The organism is Bradyrhizobium sp. USDA 4449 (genome assembly GCF_054056275.1).
On record NZ_JBSRYD010000001.1, the window covers coordinates 4989566 to 5003265 of the forward strand.

Genomic DNA, 13700 nt, shown 5'->3' on the forward strand with positions numbered 1-13700 from the left:
ATGCCGCGTTGCAGGCCGCTTTGCCAACGTACAAACGTTGCGCAGACGCTTGGTTCCTAATACTGCCTCGAAGCGACGGTGCTACCGGACGACGTTGCCCGAGACCCCTGCGCCCAGATCGACCGCGATCTGATCCTCTTTGCCGTTGCACTTGGGGTGGCCAAACCCGGACGGGCTTTTGCCGTCGGGCCCGATGTCGTAGATGATCGCATCCTTCATGTTCGGGCTGACTCCGGCTGGCACGCGATCGAGACTGAGCTGGTGACGCACGCGCCAGGCGACATTGTGATCCGCGCAGGAGCTATCGCCGCTGACTCCAACCGCGCCGGCGATGCCCTTGTCGTCGTAGAGCGCAAGCCCGCCACCGAAGACGATGACCCCGCCAACCGGCTTGCCGACCATGGGATCGTGGTCGGTCCCAAACTGGTCCGGCGTGCCGCCGTAGATGACATCAGGGGCAGGCGGGTTGCTCAACGCCGCGCCGAACAGGAATCCGCCGGGCTGGGCGCCTGCATAGAGATTGGCGGTCGCCATCGCCTTGTCCTTCAGGCTGAATGCGTTCGCCGTGTTGGCCTTCTCAGCCGCGATCGCGCGGCTGCCGAGCCATTGGTCATCGACCTTGCTGCCGCTATAGGCGACGGCACAAACGATGCCCTGCCGGTTCACGACGGCCGCCCACTCGTTGTTGTCCAGTCCGCCGTTGCCGGGCCCGCCGCCGGGCTTGACGCTTTTCTTGAGGATATCGGCGAGTTGATCATGGTCAACCGGGCAGGACATGGCAGGGCGCGGCTGGTCCTGCGCGGTCGAGCCGCCCGGCATCGAGAAGGCTGCCGCGAGCAGGGCTGCGATTGTGAAGGCAGGGTGTCTGGCCATGTGTCCTCCACGGCGGCTGTCAAACTCAACAGCGAACGTCGCTTGGAACGAGCGGTTCCTATGACGATCCCCTGCTTGTGTCGTCAGCCCGAACGGACGGAAGATAGGCGGGAATGCGCGTCCATTGCAGTCAGCCAGCGATGGGCGAAGAAAAGCGCGGCGCCGGTATAGAGGACGCCCATGGGCACCCACATCAGCATCCCCGCAAGTTGCTGGTCTTCGAGCGGCGTCAGGCCGAATTCACCGGCGAAGGTGCCCTGAGCCGGAATCCATAGCCGTGTCGATAGCGTCAGCAGCGCACCAAGCACTCCGGAATGCAGCACCGTGACAAACAGGCAGACGATCGCGATGCCGTCACGGAGACGTACGCTGCGACCCGCTCCGCGGCCATGCAGCAGCACCCACCAGAACAAAAGTGCAGTTGCAAAGAAGCTGACGTGCTGGACGCGGTGAACCGCCGTGTTTTGCAGTGCCCAGGCATAGAGTGGCGGCGCATGCCAGATCCACAGCGCCAGGCCATGCAGGGCCGTCGCGCTGACGGGATGGCTGATCAAGGCCCACGGCTGGGCCACGATCGGCCAATTCAGGCAACGCCCCGCCGCGGGACGAAGCGCAGCCGGCAAGCTCCACATCATCGGCCCGTTGATCCTGGCAAACGCCATCAAGGGAGCACCGAGGACCATGAGCAGCTCGTGCTCGATCATGTGGGCGGTGAACAGGCGCTCACCCAGCCAATGCAGCGGCGAGGTCAGGGCGAGCGCCACGACCAGCCATCCCGTCCAGAATGCGGCGACCTGGGCGAAGCTGACGCCGCGTCCAGCGCCGGCATGGTGCCAGAGTCGTTGCGTTCCCACATAGAAGGTGATGCCGACGACGTAAAGCGGGCTCAAAAGCCAGGGATCAAAGCTCCAGAGCGATCCCGGAGCAACCTGCGAGATGCCATGGGCCATCGCCGGCCGGACAAGCAGGCCGAGAAGGAACGCGAGTAGGCTCAGCGCAGGCATGGACTGATCATCAGCGAAGCCGCAAGCTGGTTGGCGATCACGAGCGCAAAGAGGACGCCGCTGCCGACACCGAGCCATGCCATGAACGACCGTGGACCGCCGCCTTGCGCATCGGCCCATTCGGCTCCGGCGGCGCGGCGAACCGCGCGCGCGGATATCGCGGTACCGATGAGGGCGACGATCGCCAGCACCGCGCTCATGATTGTGCCGCTTACCCGCGTCGTCTCGCAGGAGAAATGAGCGAATGCATAGACGCCTTGCAGGTTGATCCCCCAGGCGAGCGGACCGAGGGCGACGCCGGCCCAATAGAGCAGTCGTGCACGAGTATCGTTGACGGTCATAGGCGCGGTACCCAGTCGAGAAGGACGTAGAGCGGCAGCCAAGCCAGCACGACAAAATTCCAGTAGAACGCGTTGTCGGTGACATCGCTGAACCGGCGCGGCCTGGCGTGGCGGGTGAACATCAGCACCGTCAGCACCACCGTGTCGCCAAGATCGGTGGCGAGATGGGTCGTGTGCAGCCCGAGGATCAGCCAGACGATCGAGCCGTAGGCAGAATTGTCCCAGCGCGTGTTGAGATGAGCGAATTCGAGGCCGCGGAGAATCAGCAGCACGATGCCGATCAGCGACATCACGATGAGGCCTATGCGAACCTTCGCGAGGTCCTGCCGCAGTGCGACGCGATTGGTCATCTCGTTCGGGATGATGCTCAGCAGGTAAATCGCCACCTCGACCGTGCCCGGCCAGAGATCCGGCGGCGCGGCGCCGATCGGCCAACTTGTGTTGACGGCATAGAGATAAAGATAGGTGCCGATCGCGATGGCAAATCCCATGCCTTCAAGCGCCATGAAGCCCATGGCGCCCCACCACGGGCCGCTCCGCGGGCCATAGCCGTAGGTCGGCAAGTCGGCGACGTTGCGGACGATGGTTTGTCTCACTCCTCGTCCTCCTTGCTGCCAGCCGGCCAGAACCAGCCGATCAGCGCGACGGCCATCGGCGGCGTGCCCCAGAGCACCGCCCAAGGTGTGAAGATCGAGCCGATGAAAAAAATGGTCGTCGCGATCGCCGTGATCAGCGGCCAGAGACTGGGCTCGGGCGAAGCTTCACGGGTCTGCGGCTCTGCTTCTGCAAGCGATGTCAACAGAACCTCGCGTCGCTCCACGCTGAGCCCCGCGACGACGGGCAGGCTGTCGCTGTCGAACCATAGGGGATCGCGATGCTTGACGACCGGAATACGATCGAAATTCTGCGGCGGCGGCGGAGACGAGGTCGCCCATTCCAGCGTCGAGGCGTCCCAGGGATTGTCGCCCGCAAGAGCGCCGCTGCGAAGGCTGAAGATCACGTTGACCAGCAGCAGCGCGAAACTGATTGCGAAAATCGCCGCGCCGCCGCTGGAGAGAAGGTTCAGATGGCCCCAGTCCATATCGGCGGTATAGGTATAGACCCGCCGCGGCATTCCGATCAGCCCGAGGAGGTGCATCGGAAAGAACGCGACATTGAAGCCGACAAAGGCAAACCAGAAATTCCATCGGCCGAGCCGCTCGCTGAGCATGCGGCCGGTGATTTTGGGGAACCAGTAATAGACGGCTCCGATGAGAGGGAAGACCGCGCCCCCGATCAGAACGTAGTGGAAATGCGCGACCACGAAATAGGTGTCGTGCACCTGGGTATCGATCGGCACAGACGCGACCATGACGCCGGAGAGGCCGCCAATCACGAAAATCACGATAAAGCCGAGCACGAACAACAGTGGTGTTCGGTAGACCGGACGGCCATCCCAGAGCGTCGCCAGCCAGCAGAAAATCTGCAGCCCGCTCGGTACCGCGATCAGCATGCTCGAGGCCGTGAAGAGCCCGGCGCCGAGCTGCGGCAGGCCGGTCACGAACATATGGTGGACCCAGAGGCCGAACGACAGGAAGCCCGTCGCAATCAGGGAAAGGATGACGACGGGATAGCCGATCACGGGGCGGCGGGCGAATGTCCCCAGGATCGCGGAGACCATGCCGGTGCCGGGAATGAAGATGATGTACACCTCGGGATGGCCGAAGAACCAGAACAGATGCTGCCAGAGAAGGGGATGTCCGCCCGAGGAGGGATCATAGAAGCGGGTGTTGACGAGGCGATCGAGGATCAGCGACGTCGATGCGACCATGATCGAGGGCATCGCGAACATCACGAGGAAGCTCGTGACCAGCATCCCCCAGACAAACAGCGGAATGCGGTCGAGCGTCATGCCGGGCGCGCGCAGCTTGAAGACGGTGACGACGATCTCCACGGACACCGCGAGCGCCGCGACCTCGGTGAAGGTGATCATCTGCGCCCACACGTCGGTCCGCTTGGTCGGCGTGTATTGCAGGGACGAGAGCGGGACATAGGCAAACCAGCCGACGTCAGGTCCGGTATTGAGCAGGAACGAGATCCACAGGAAGCAGCCGCCGAAGAGATACATCCAGTAGCTGAAGGCGTTCAGGCGCGGAAAGGCGATGTTGCGCGTGCCGACCATCAGCGGCACGAGGTAGACCGCGAATGCCTCCATGACCGGCACGGCGAACAGGAACATCATCGTCGAGCCGTGCATCGTGAAGATCTGGTTGTACTTGTCCGGGGACAGGAACGTTTGCTCCGGGCCGGCCAGCTGAATTCGCATCAGAACAGCAAGGATGCCGCCGAGGACGAGAAACGCGAAAGCGGTGACGATGTAGCGCCGGCCGACGACCTTGTGGTCGACCGACATGAGCGCGCCGAAAAATCCGGATGGTGTACGCCAGATGCTCTCGAGCCGTGTCGAAAGCTGCAGACTGCTCAGCGCGTCGTCCCGCAACTCACGTTCGTCAGCCGCCATGCTCACTTGAGCTGCTCCAGATAATGAAGGATCGCGATGAGTTCGTCCGATTGCAGTGGCATCTTCGGCATGTAATTGCCGGGCTTGACGTGCTGGGGATCGGCGATCCAGGCGCCGAGCGTTGCCGGGGTCATCGGCAGCGTTCCGGCCGCGACGGTCGTGCGGCTGCCGACATGGGTCAGATCGGGACCGAGCTGGCCGCCGGCGAGTGTGCCGCGGATATTGTGGCAGAGCGCGCAGCCTCTTGCGCGGAAGAGCTGCTCGCCCTGCTTGCCAAGCTCATCTGTGGGGCTGTTCGCGTTCTCGTTTTCATGGTCGCGCCAGCGGCCGAACTCGTCCGGCGACAAGGCCAGCACAGTGAAGGCCATATGGGCGTGCTGAAGTCCGCAGAACTCGGCGCACTGACCGCGGTAGACGCCGACATTCTTGGCGGTGAACTGAAGCTCGTTGGTCTGCCCGGTGATGAGGTCCATCTTGCCGGTCAGGCTCGGAACCCAGAAGCTGTGGATGACGTCGGCGGATTCCAACTCGACCTTTACCGGCTGGCCGGTCGGAATGCGGATCTCGTTGGCGGTTGTGAAGCTCTGGTGCGGGCTGTCGCCGTCATATTGCACCTCCCACCACCATTGATGGCCGATGATCTTGAGCGTGAGCGCATTGTCGTCCTTGGCGAACACGGTACGCTGGCCCGCATAGCTCACGATCGAGAGCCCGAGCACGATCACGAGGGTCGCGAGCCCCAAGCCCAGCACGACGCGACCACTTGCTTGCTCGAACGGCAGGTGCAGCGCCAGCGGCCGATCGGAAGCCCGCTTTCGGCGCAACATTGCGATGCCGAGCACGATCACGACGGCGATCCAGACGATTGCCGCTATGATCAGGAAGATGAAGAGAGTGTGAAGGATTCGATCGGACTGCAGCCCGTGCGGGTCAAGTGCGGACTGCCGCCCCGCGCACGCAGCCAGCGGCAGCATCACAAATGGCACCAAGGCCGTTCGCATTCTGACAGGCATCGATGTCCGCCGCGCTCCCCTGTGGAGGCGGAACCGGTCAATCGTATGAAGGTTCCTATTCGTCGCCCGAGAGGACGCTGTTGGCAAAAATTGAGCCGAGCGCGACTCTGACGATCAGGTCGAACGCGTACCATTTGGCGAGCGTTCGAGGACCGGCGATGCGGCGCAGAACGACCAGCGCCACGTAGTGAGCGTCGTGCCGCTGGCGTGCGCAGGAGAGGCGCCCAGCCCTGGAAGGAGATCTGTCGGACATGGTCCATCCGACCGGACTAGAAGGGCCAGCCCTTGGTGGCGACCACGATGGCCGCATCGGCGAGAGCCATCAGCAGCAGGACGATGATGACAGCGATGATTGCGCCCGGCTGGACGATCGCGCGAAGATCTTCAAGCATCCGGCGAACCCTCCATCGCGTTCGGCTCCATCACCTCACGACGGGCTTTTGCGGATCATCGCGGTGCTGGGCAGCCTCCGTATTCCGATCCAGCTGGACCCGCTCACCGCGCCGCAAATGTCCCGATCGCCTGACGCCGTACCAGATCGCTATGCCGAGGATGACAACGCCCAGGAACAGCAAATACCACGCTTTCACGGAACTATCTCCCAAAAGCATTCCAACGCCAGTGTTGCCCATTCGTGTGCTCCTGCTAGATAAGCGGGCAATGCGGGCCTCCTGTTGTCGTTCCTAAACGAGCCGGACAGGCGCGGGACTGGTCGAGGAGTGACATGCTCAAGATTGGAGTCATTTCTGATACACACGGACTGCTTCGGCCAGAGGCGGAAAAATGCCTCGCCGGGGTCGCGCATATCATCCACGCCGGCGACATCGGCGCTGCCGACATCATCGATCGGCTTCGCCGGGTCGCGGCCGTCACGGCCATCCGCGGCAATGTCGATGTCGGCGATTGGGCAAGCGCCTATCCGGAGACGCTATCAGTGCGGATCGGCCGGCACTCCTTTTATGTCCTGCACGATGTGGCAGAGCTTCAGGACAGACCCGCCCCCGGCAAGGTCGATGTCGTGATCTACGGCCATTCGCACCAGGCGAGCGTCAAGACGGTTGATGGCGTCCTTTATCTCAATCCCGGGAGCGCCGGCCCGCGGCGGTTCAAGCTGCCGGTGACACTCGCGACGCTGGATCTCGATGTGAGCGGCTCCCTGCAGCCTGTCGTCCACGATTTGAGCGGGCCGGCGCAGTGACGGATTGGCTAGGAACACTTCCGGCAGGGCTCCGTTAGCGCAGCAAAACTCCGGAGCTGCTCGATGACCGAATACCCCAAGCCGCCGTTTCCCAGCCAGCAGCAGCCGATGCCGGGGTCGACCCGAGCGATGAATCCCCGACCGGACCACGGCGAAGAGAGTTACAAGGGTTCAGGCCGCCTGGCCGGCAAGAAGGCGATCATCACCGGTGGCGATAGTGGTATCGGTCGCGCCGTTGCAATTGCTTACGCGCGGGAGGGGGCGGATATCGTCATCGCTTATTTGGACGAGGACGATGACGCCGCCGAGGTCAAGACGCTGATTGAGCGGGAAGGCCGTAAGGCCGTTCTGATTCCCGGCGATATCAGCCGGCCCGATCATTGTCGTACCGTCGTGCAACGTGCCGTCGCCGAACTCGGCGGGATCGACATTTTGGTCAACAATGCGGCTCACCAGGCGACGTTCAAGGACATTGCCGACATCAGCGACGAGGAGTGGCAGCGGACTTTCGCGGTGAACATTCATGCGATGTTCTACCTGACCAAGGCAGCCGTGCCGCACATGCGGCCCGGATCCGCAATCGTGAATACGGCCTCGGTCAACTCCGATATGCCGAATCCGAGCTTGCTCGCCTATGCCACGACCAAGGGAGCCATCCAGAATTTTACGGGTGGGCTCGCGCAGATGCTGGCCGGCAAGGGGATACGCGTCAACGCGGTGGCGCCCGGTCCGATCTGGACGCCGCTCATTCCGTCGACGATGCCGGAGGAGTCCGTCAAGAATTTCGGCAAGCAAGTGCCGATGCAACGCGCAGGCCAACCGGCCGAGCTTGCGACGGCCTATGTCATGCTCGCGGATCCGCTTTCGAGCTACACGTCGGGCGCGACCTTGGCAGTCACGGGAGGCAAGCCGTTCATCTGACTGGGACCGCCTCGCGCGACCGCGCTCGCGGATGATCCGTATCCCGGGCTCGCCGTGCCGTTACAGCGTGATCACGTAAACCGCGAACGCGAGAACGATCGCGATGCTGACGACCACAATGCTGATCAGGAGCTTTCCCATGCGACACCGGTAGCTGGGACAATGGCGCGCACGCGGTGGAGTTCCACGCGGGTTTGTACGTACGACGCTAGGAGGACCGAGCAATGGATATGGCAGAGCTTTCAGCAATGACCGAAGCATCCGGCCTTGAGAACGACCCGGCGGGCAACGATACCTCGTCAACGGCACGTGGCGCTCCAAGAAGCGGCGGACCGCGGTCTGAACCGCAATCGGCCGCCGCCGACCTGTCCGACGAATTGCGTCGCATCACCGCGGCCGCACCGCTGCGGTCGCTTTTCCTGGCATTCCTGCTCGGGATGCTCGTAGCCCGGCGACGGCGGGGATAGCGAAGAGGACCCTCGCAACACCGACCGCCTGGACGCGTTATTCCAATCTCTCGCAACGGACGCGGCCCCGGCGCAAGGAGAGGGGTTCGCCGGGGCCGCTCAAGCGCGCGCTTCTGCAAGGCACGAGCCTGCGCGCGGTGGACGTCATCGGTCTAGTGTACGGGCGGCATTGACATCCGTCGTGCCGCCGTCCGAAGCTGAAACAGCGCCGCCCGGAACGGCGACGTCATCGAACCGCTCTGCGAGAGCATCCAGCGCAGTGCGCATGTCTGACCCCTGCATCGCCGCGCCGTGGCCGGTGATGGCGATCTCCGGTGTGAGGGCGGCGAGCTTCCGCACCGAGGTCTTCGCACTTCCCCAGTCTGGTGTGAAATACATCGGTGGTCCGTGCATCTCGGGAGACTGGGTGACTGCGGAATAGACGGATTCCTGGCGCGTGGTGATGAATGCATCGCCTGCGATCAACAGACGATCGCGCTTGCGCCAGAGCGAAATGTGCCCCGGCGTATGGCCGGGGGTGTGAACCCAGCTCCAATCCTGCATGAACGGTATGCTGTGATCGGAAGGAAGGTCATAGAGCCGCGCTGCAACGTCGACCGGAGCAGTCGGAAACAGCGGCGAGATCAACGCCAGCAGGCCGCCGCCCACGCTCGGATTGGCGGGATGATACGAGCGGCTGCCATCGAGATATGGGTGCTCGGCCGGATGCGCGTAGACCGGTACGTCCCATTCGCTCGCCAAGGTCTCGAGCGCGCCGGCGTGATCGAAATGAGCATGCGTCATGATGATGGCAGCTGGCCGGCCGTGGCCGCCAAAACGTGCCCTCGCTGCAGAGCGGATCGCCCGAGCGGATCCGGCAATGCCAGCGTCCACCAGAACCCAGTTGCCGTCACCGGCATTTTCAAAGCCAACGAAGATGACGTTCACAATGGCGAGCTGACGATAGGCAACGTCGGGGACGATCTGGCGTGTGCTGTCGTTCCGATCGAGGTCCGACTGCGGATGTTCGGCTTCGGCCGACGAAGGAAGCGGAATTTGCGTCATGTGGAATCCTGCCCTGCTATCGCTCGATCGTCCCCGTTCGCCGAATCTTCTTTTGAAGCAGCATCACGCCGTAAAGCAGCGCCTCGGCTGTCGGAGGGCAGCCCGGAACATAGATATCGACCGGAACCACGCGGTCGCAACCGCGCACTACGGAATAGGAATAGTGATAATAGCCGCCGCCATTCGCGCAGGAGCCCATCGAGATCACATATCGGGGCTCAGGCATTTGGTCGTAGATTTTTCGGAATGCAGGAGCCATCTTGTTGGTCAGCGTACCGGCCACGATGATCACGTCTGACTGGCGGGGCGAGGCACGGGGTGCGAAGCCGAAGCGTTCTGCATCATACCGAGGCATCGACATCTGCATCATCTCGATGGCGCAGCAGGCGAGTCCGAACGTCATCCACATCAGAGACCCGGTCCGAGCCCAGGTGATCAGCTCTTCTGCCGTCGCGGTAAAGAAGCCCTTGTCGGCGAGATCGTCGCGGATCTGCATGAAGTACGGATCGGAAGCGTTTGCGGGTCGCTGCACGGACCGGCGGAAAGTTTCTGGAGAAGAAATGTCGACCATTGGCTTACCATCCGCCGCACCCTGGGTGACGTTGCGAAAACCTCGGGGCGACGGTGACGTTCCTGAGCAAGGAAAGGTGTTTGGCACGTTGCTATCACAGGTTAGCCCGGGGTCCTTGATAGGAACAGGCGCCGAGCTTACCGCGCGCTTAGGAACGATGTCGCTGAGCTGCGGTTGCGGAGAACGAACGAAGCCAGTCAAATGGAGGACAGAAAATGGCGAACGCAGCCCGTGATGTTTTCGTGGTCGGATTACGCAATGCGCATGCGATGGAAGTGCAGGCGAGAGAGTTGATGGAGCGTCAGTCGGAGAGGCTCGACGAGTATCCCGATGTCAAGGCGAAAGTGAGCGCTCATCTTCAGGAAACCAATGAGCAGCTGAAGCGGCTGGAACGGTGCCTGGAGTCCTGTGGCGAAAGTACGTCGAGCCTGAAGGACACGACGCAGTCCGTGATGGCCAACATGCAGGCGATGGCGCACTCGACGGCAAACGACGAGATCCTCAAGAATACCTTCGCCAATAATGCATTCGAGAACTTCGAGATCGCGGCCTACAAATCGCTTATCGCGCTCTGCGGGGCAGCTGGTGTTGCCGAGGCCAAGGAGCCGCTCGAAGCGTCCTTGAAGGAAGAGCAGCGCATGGCCGCCTGGATCGATTCCAACGTCGAGAAGGTGACGATGGAGTTTCTGGCGCACCAGCGGCAGGCCGCATAGCTTTCAAGCGCGGCAATGCGACGATCAGATCCGGTGCGGCGGGGAACGGTGAGGCCGGGCCCCGCGACCCTTCAGCAGCTCGCACCAACTGACGTCGCGGTTTTGGATCAATTGACATTGTTGGCCAGCATGTTCCGGGTAGCGCTCACGACTGCGGCAATGCCGCTTTCGCCGTGCATCAAGGCGATCTCGCCCTGCTGCTCATGACGGATGGCGTGAGCCATGGCCCGCAGGCGCGGATCGCCGTGGCTGTGCCACATCTGGTCGGCCATCTTGACCGCCCCTCTGTGATGTCGACTCATCATTTCGACGAAGACCGCGTCGAATTGCTCGGGCGCTGCAAGCTTGACCAATCGTAGCTCGGCCGGTGTGAGAAAGCCCGGCATGGCCGCACGCTCCTCGGAGCTGCAATCAGGCATCGAGGTGCCGAACCAGCTCAGCCACCAGTTCTCAAAGATTTTGTTCTCGCCGGTCTGGCTCGCGACCATCAGCATGGCGAGTTTCTGGAGATGTGGATTTTGCGCGCTCCGGGCGGCACTGCGCGCCAGCTCGATGCCCTGTGCGTGATGCGTCGCCATGTGGCGCATGTAAGTCTGGTCTGCATCCCTGTCGGCTCCGATCCACGGCGGTTCACGGCCCCGGCTGCCGAACAAGGCGATCATTCCAAGCGAAGCCAAGAGGACCAGCGCACCCGCAAGCCACGCGTCGGTAAACCGCACGTCTCGCTCCGTTGCGGCGCCGCCTGCCCAGCGCAGCCGCGCGAACAAGGGATACATCAGGGCTGATGAGGCGTGGACCAGAAGCCCGATCCAGTACGGCTGCTGGAGCGTGAAAAGCGGCTGCCAGAACGGGAATAGCGGCACCAGCACGAACCATTCCATGCCGGACGAGAAGATCGCCCAAGGAAGCGCCAGAAGCAGGATCACTGCAGGCCGCAGTTCGGCAGTCCAGCGTCCGAGCACGCCAAAGAAAACGACAGCCCAGGAAAAGTCCGCCCATTGATGGAAGGCGATGCCGGTGAGGATAGCGCTCCATGACGGTGGCGAGCTGAGCGCCCAGTCGCGAGCCGGAATGGTCGCGACCGTCATCCAGTCCACGGCCGCGTCGCGGCCAATCCGCCCGGCGACCAACTGGCTGACAATGGTGGAGAAAGTGCTGCTGATCAGCCCGAGCTCGACGGCGGCAATCCAGCGCGGGCGTCGACGTCGCCCGTTTGCAATCCCAGCCTGGTCAGGAGGCGACACCGGCCGACGCGTGCTGGATCATCTCCTTCGCTCGAGCTTGCGCGGCCGGGAGTCCCTTGGGGAAGCCGCTGCGATTGGGATACAGCTTGCGTCGGGCATTCGGCGGCGGCCGCTGCGGCTTGGTCTCCTGAGCGGCGCGGTAGTCGAGCACCGCAATGCCGCCGACCATCAGGAGCGCCAGCGCGATGTTGCCCTTCTTGGGATTGTCGGACGTCAGTCCTGATAGGAGCGCGGCGGCATCGAGGCCATCGCCGCCGACGCGGGCCCACAGGCCCGCGTTCTTGTCGACCGAGAGTGACATGACGCCGGCGAGGATTTCCCGCAAGCCGAAAGCGCGGACCATCGTCTCGCGCCCTTCCATGCCGAGCGTTTCCGTGACGCGTCGAGGCGCGAAAAATTCCACGACGCCGAGACCGATGCTGAACCAGCCGAGCGCGCGTGCGAGCTGGTCTGCCGGTTGCTTCAGGCTCGGTCCGCCTTCGACGATCTTGGGATCGCCTTTGGCGCGCACGATATTGGAGAAGTGAAACATGTTTGCTCCTTCAGGGCTTCAACACGACCTTGACGCAGGAATCGCGTTTATCGCGAAACATCTGGTACATTTCGGGACCTTGCTTGAGCGGCACGGTGTGGGTGATGACGAATGACGGGTCGATCTCGCCTTGCTCGATGCGGCGAAGCAGATCGTCGGTCCAGCGGTTGACGTGGGTCTGGCCCGTGCGCATCGTCAGGCCCTTGTTCATGAATGCGCCCATCGGAAGCTTGTCGGAGAAGCCGCTGTAAACGCCGGGGACCGAAATGATGCCGCCGGGCCGGCAGACATAGATCATTTCGCGCAGCACATGGGGCCTGTCGCTCTCCAGCATCACCATCTGCTTGGCGCGGTCGAGCAGGGTGTCGGGCCATGACGCCATCACATGCGATTCCATCCCGACGCAATCGATGCATTTTTCGGGACCCTTGCCGTCGGTCAGTTCCTTGAGCCGCTCGAGAACGCTCTCGTTTTCGAAATTGATCGTGGTGGCTCCGGCAGCTTCCGCCATGCTGAGGCGCTCGGGCAGGCAGTCGATCGCGATGACCTGATTGGCGCCGAGCAGGATGGCGCTGCGGATTGCCATCTGTCCGACCGGACCACAGCCCCAGATCGCGACCGTATCGGTCGGTACGATGTCGCATTGCACGGCAGCTTGCCAGCCGGTGGGGAAGATGTCGCTGAGAAACAGCAGCTGCTCGTCGGGGATCCCGGCGGGAACCTTGATGTGCGTGGCATCGGCAAAGGGAACGCGCAGGTATTCGGCCTGGCCGCCGGGATAGCCACCGGTCAAATGCGTGTAGCCGAACAGACCGGCGGTCGAATGCCCGAATACCTTGTCAGCCAGATGCTTCTTGCGATTGGTTGTCTCGCACACGGAGAAATTGCCGCGTTTGCACTGATCGCATTCACCGCAAATGATCGTGAAAGGGACGACGACGCGGTCGCCCTTCTTCAGCTTGCCGTCGACACCGGAGCCGACCTCGACCACTTCGCCCATGGTCTCGTGGCCCATGATGTCGCCGGGCATCATGCCGGGAATGAAATTGTGAAAGAGGTGAAGGTCGGATCCGCAGATCGCGCAGCTCGTGACCTTGATGATCGCGTCGCGCGGGTCCTGGATTTCCGGATCGGTGACGGTGTCGCACCTGATGTCTTCCTTGCCGTGCCAAACCAGCGCCTTCATGTCCGTCCTCCGCTGAATTACGAGGCATCTAAGTCCAGGAGGGAACGATGGTTGCTATCGCCCGCGCAAATCTTCGCATCGCGGTCACCCGCA

The 13700-nt window shown here is 62.7% G+C and carries 18 protein-coding genes; 4 read left to right on the forward strand and 14 right to left on the reverse strand.

Annotated elements, in window-relative coordinates; all coding sequences use genetic code 11:
- Positions 1 to 81 precede the first annotated feature (81 nt).
- The 9 genes from ACVIIW_RS23190 to ACVIIW_RS23230 form a co-directional block, all read right to left on the reverse strand.
- Entirely contained in the window at positions 82 to 819 is a 738-nt protein-coding gene (locus ACVIIW_RS23190) for a GlcG/HbpS family heme-binding protein (RefSeq protein WP_456705240.1), read from the reverse strand.
- Positions 820 to 956: 137 nt separating this feature from the next.
- A complete protein-coding gene (locus ACVIIW_RS23195; RefSeq protein WP_456702850.1) occupies positions 957 to 1877 on the reverse strand; it encodes a cytochrome c oxidase assembly protein in 921 nt (306 codons plus the stop codon).
- Positions 1865 to 2218, reverse strand: a complete 354-nt coding sequence (locus tag ACVIIW_RS23200) for a hypothetical protein (RefSeq protein WP_456702851.1) — start codon at positions 2216 to 2218, stop codon at positions 1865 to 1867. The genes ACVIIW_RS23195 and ACVIIW_RS23200 overlap by 13 nt, the downstream gene beginning before the upstream one ends.
- Positions 2215 to 2814 (reverse strand): cytochrome c oxidase subunit 3, encoded by a 600-nt coding sequence (locus tag ACVIIW_RS23205; RefSeq protein ID WP_456702852.1) that lies wholly within the window; start codon positions 2812 to 2814, stop codon positions 2215 to 2217. The genes ACVIIW_RS23200 and ACVIIW_RS23205 overlap by 4 nt, the downstream gene beginning before the upstream one ends.
- Positions 2811 to 4718, reverse strand: coding sequence for a cytochrome c oxidase subunit I (gene ctaD, locus ACVIIW_RS23210; protein ID WP_456705241.1), 1908 nt, complete (start codon positions 4716 to 4718; stop codon positions 2811 to 2813). Before ctaD ends, ACVIIW_RS23205 begins: the two co-directional genes overlap by 4 nt.
- A gap of 2 nt (positions 4719 to 4720) precedes the next feature.
- Positions 4721 to 5719, reverse strand: coding sequence for a cytochrome c oxidase subunit II (gene coxB, locus ACVIIW_RS23215; RefSeq protein WP_456702853.1), 999 nt, complete (start codon positions 5717 to 5719; stop codon positions 4721 to 4723).
- Positions 5720 to 5786: 67 nt separating this feature from the next.
- Complete coding sequence (locus ACVIIW_RS23220; protein ID WP_456702854.1) at positions 5787 to 5984, reverse strand: hypothetical protein; 198 nt, start codon at positions 5982 to 5984, stop codon at positions 5787 to 5789.
- Positions 5985 to 6000: 16 nt separating this feature from the next.
- A complete protein-coding gene (locus tag ACVIIW_RS23225) occupies positions 6001 to 6123 on the reverse strand; it encodes a hypothetical protein (protein WP_456702855.1) in 123 nt (40 codons plus the stop codon).
- A gap of 30 nt (positions 6124 to 6153) precedes the next feature.
- Positions 6154 to 6363, reverse strand: a complete 210-nt coding sequence (locus ACVIIW_RS23230) for a hypothetical protein (protein ID WP_456702856.1) — start codon at positions 6361 to 6363, stop codon at positions 6154 to 6156.
- A gap of 92 nt (positions 6364 to 6455) precedes the next feature.
- On the opposite strand from ACVIIW_RS23230, the gene ACVIIW_RS23235 reads away from it, so the two are divergent.
- The 3 genes from ACVIIW_RS23235 (at position 6456) to ACVIIW_RS23245 (ending at position 8317) form a co-directional block, all read left to right on the forward strand.
- The gene (locus ACVIIW_RS23235; RefSeq protein ID WP_456702857.1) at positions 6456 to 6929 is read left to right on the forward strand and encodes a metallophosphoesterase family protein; all 474 of its coding nucleotides are present in this window, start codon (positions 6456 to 6458) and stop codon (positions 6927 to 6929) included.
- Positions 6930 to 6992: 63 nt separating this feature from the next.
- Positions 6993 to 7850, forward strand: a complete 858-nt coding sequence (locus ACVIIW_RS23240; protein ID WP_456702858.1) for an SDR family oxidoreductase — start codon at positions 6993 to 6995, stop codon at positions 7848 to 7850.
- A gap of 224 nt (positions 7851 to 8074) precedes the next feature.
- Positions 8075 to 8317, forward strand: a complete 243-nt coding sequence (locus tag ACVIIW_RS23245) for a hypothetical protein (RefSeq protein ID WP_456702859.1) — start codon at positions 8075 to 8077, stop codon at positions 8315 to 8317.
- 144 nt (positions 8318 to 8461) lie between these two features.
- Here the strand turns inward: ACVIIW_RS23245 and ACVIIW_RS23250 are convergent, their stop codons facing one another.
- Complete coding sequence (locus ACVIIW_RS23250; RefSeq protein ID WP_456702860.1) at positions 8462 to 9361, reverse strand: MBL fold metallo-hydrolase; 900 nt, start codon at positions 9359 to 9361, stop codon at positions 8462 to 8464.
- Between the two features lie 16 nt (positions 9362 to 9377).
- Positions 9378 to 9932, reverse strand: a complete 555-nt coding sequence (locus ACVIIW_RS23255) for a NuoB/complex I 20 kDa subunit family protein (protein WP_456702861.1) — start codon at positions 9930 to 9932, stop codon at positions 9378 to 9380.
- A 215-nt stretch (positions 9933 to 10147) separates the two neighbouring features.
- Between ACVIIW_RS23255 and ACVIIW_RS23260 the strand changes: the two genes are divergently transcribed.
- Positions 10148 to 10645, forward strand: coding sequence for a ferritin-like domain-containing protein (locus ACVIIW_RS23260; RefSeq protein ID WP_456702862.1), 498 nt, complete (start codon positions 10148 to 10150; stop codon positions 10643 to 10645).
- Between the two features lie 107 nt (positions 10646 to 10752).
- Here the strand turns inward: ACVIIW_RS23260 and ACVIIW_RS23265 are convergent, their stop codons facing one another.
- Genes ACVIIW_RS23265 through ACVIIW_RS23275 form a run of 3 tightly spaced genes read right to left on the reverse strand, consistent with a single transcriptional unit; the run spans position 10753 to position 13607 of the window.
- Positions 10753 to 11889, reverse strand: a complete 1137-nt coding sequence (locus tag ACVIIW_RS23265) for a DUF305 domain-containing protein (RefSeq protein WP_456702863.1) — start codon at positions 11887 to 11889, stop codon at positions 10753 to 10755.
- Positions 11876 to 12421 carry a hypothetical protein gene (locus ACVIIW_RS23270; protein WP_456702864.1) on the reverse strand — a complete coding sequence of 182 codons (546 nt, stop codon included), beginning with the start codon at positions 12419 to 12421 and terminating at the stop codon, positions 11876 to 11878. Before ACVIIW_RS23270 ends, ACVIIW_RS23265 begins: the two co-directional genes overlap by 14 nt.
- 10 nt (positions 12422 to 12431) lie before the next feature.
- Positions 12432 to 13607, reverse strand: coding sequence for a zinc-dependent alcohol dehydrogenase (locus ACVIIW_RS23275; protein WP_456702865.1), 1176 nt, complete (start codon positions 13605 to 13607; stop codon positions 12432 to 12434).
- Between the last annotated feature and the right edge of the window lie 93 nt (positions 13608 to 13700).

Bases quoted from the DNA above. Each gene is read 5' to 3' on its own strand.
- coxB (WP_456702853.1), bottom strand. From the start codon at position 5,719: ATGCGAACGGCCTTGGTGCCATTTGTGATGCTGCCGCTGGCTGCGTGC.
- ACVIIW_RS23220 (WP_456702854.1), bottom strand. From the start codon at position 5,984: ATGTCCGACAGATCTCCTTCCAGGGCTGGGCGCCTCTCCTGCGCACGC.
- ACVIIW_RS23255 (WP_456702861.1), bottom strand. From the start codon at position 9,932: ATGGTCGACATTTCTTCTCCAGAAACTTTCCGCCGGTCCGTGCAGCGA.
- ACVIIW_RS23260 (WP_456702862.1), top strand. From the start codon at position 10,148: ATGGCGAACGCAGCCCGTGATGTTTTCGTGGTCGGATTACGCAATGCG.
- ACVIIW_RS23200 (WP_456702851.1), bottom strand. From the start codon at position 2,218: ATGACCGTCAACGATACTCGTGCACGACTGCTCTATTGGGCCGGCGTC.
- ACVIIW_RS23250 (WP_456702860.1), bottom strand. From the start codon at position 9,361: ATGACGCAAATTCCGCTTCCTTCGTCGGCCGAAGCCGAACATCCGCAG.
- ACVIIW_RS23270 (WP_456702864.1), bottom strand. From the start codon at position 12,421: ATGTTTCACTTCTCCAATATCGTGCGCGCCAAAGGCGATCCCAAGATC.
- ACVIIW_RS23235 (WP_456702857.1), top strand. From the start codon at position 6,456: ATGCTCAAGATTGGAGTCATTTCTGATACACACGGACTGCTTCGGCCA.
- ACVIIW_RS23225 (WP_456702855.1), bottom strand. From the start codon at position 6,123: ATGCTTGAAGATCTTCGCGCGATCGTCCAGCCGGGCGCAATCATCGCT.
- ACVIIW_RS23275 (WP_456702865.1), bottom strand. From the start codon at position 13,607: ATGAAGGCGCTGGTTTGGCACGGCAAGGAAGACATCAGGTGCGACACC.
- ACVIIW_RS23195 (WP_456702850.1), bottom strand. From the start codon at position 1,877: ATGCCTGCGCTGAGCCTACTCGCGTTCCTTCTCGGCCTGCTTGTCCGG.
- ACVIIW_RS23240 (WP_456702858.1), top strand. From the start codon at position 6,993: ATGACCGAATACCCCAAGCCGCCGTTTCCCAGCCAGCAGCAGCCGATG.
- ACVIIW_RS23245 (WP_456702859.1), top strand. From the start codon at position 8,075: ATGGATATGGCAGAGCTTTCAGCAATGACCGAAGCATCCGGCCTTGAG.
- ctaD (WP_456705241.1), bottom strand. From the start codon at position 4,718: ATGGCGGCTGACGAACGTGAGTTGCGGGACGACGCGCTGAGCAGTCTG.
- ACVIIW_RS23230 (WP_456702856.1), bottom strand. From the start codon at position 6,363: ATGGGCAACACTGGCGTTGGAATGCTTTTGGGAGATAGTTCCGTGAAA.
- ACVIIW_RS23190 (WP_456705240.1), bottom strand. From the start codon at position 819: ATGCCGGGCGGCTCGACCGCGCAGGACCAGCCGCGCCCTGCCATGTCC.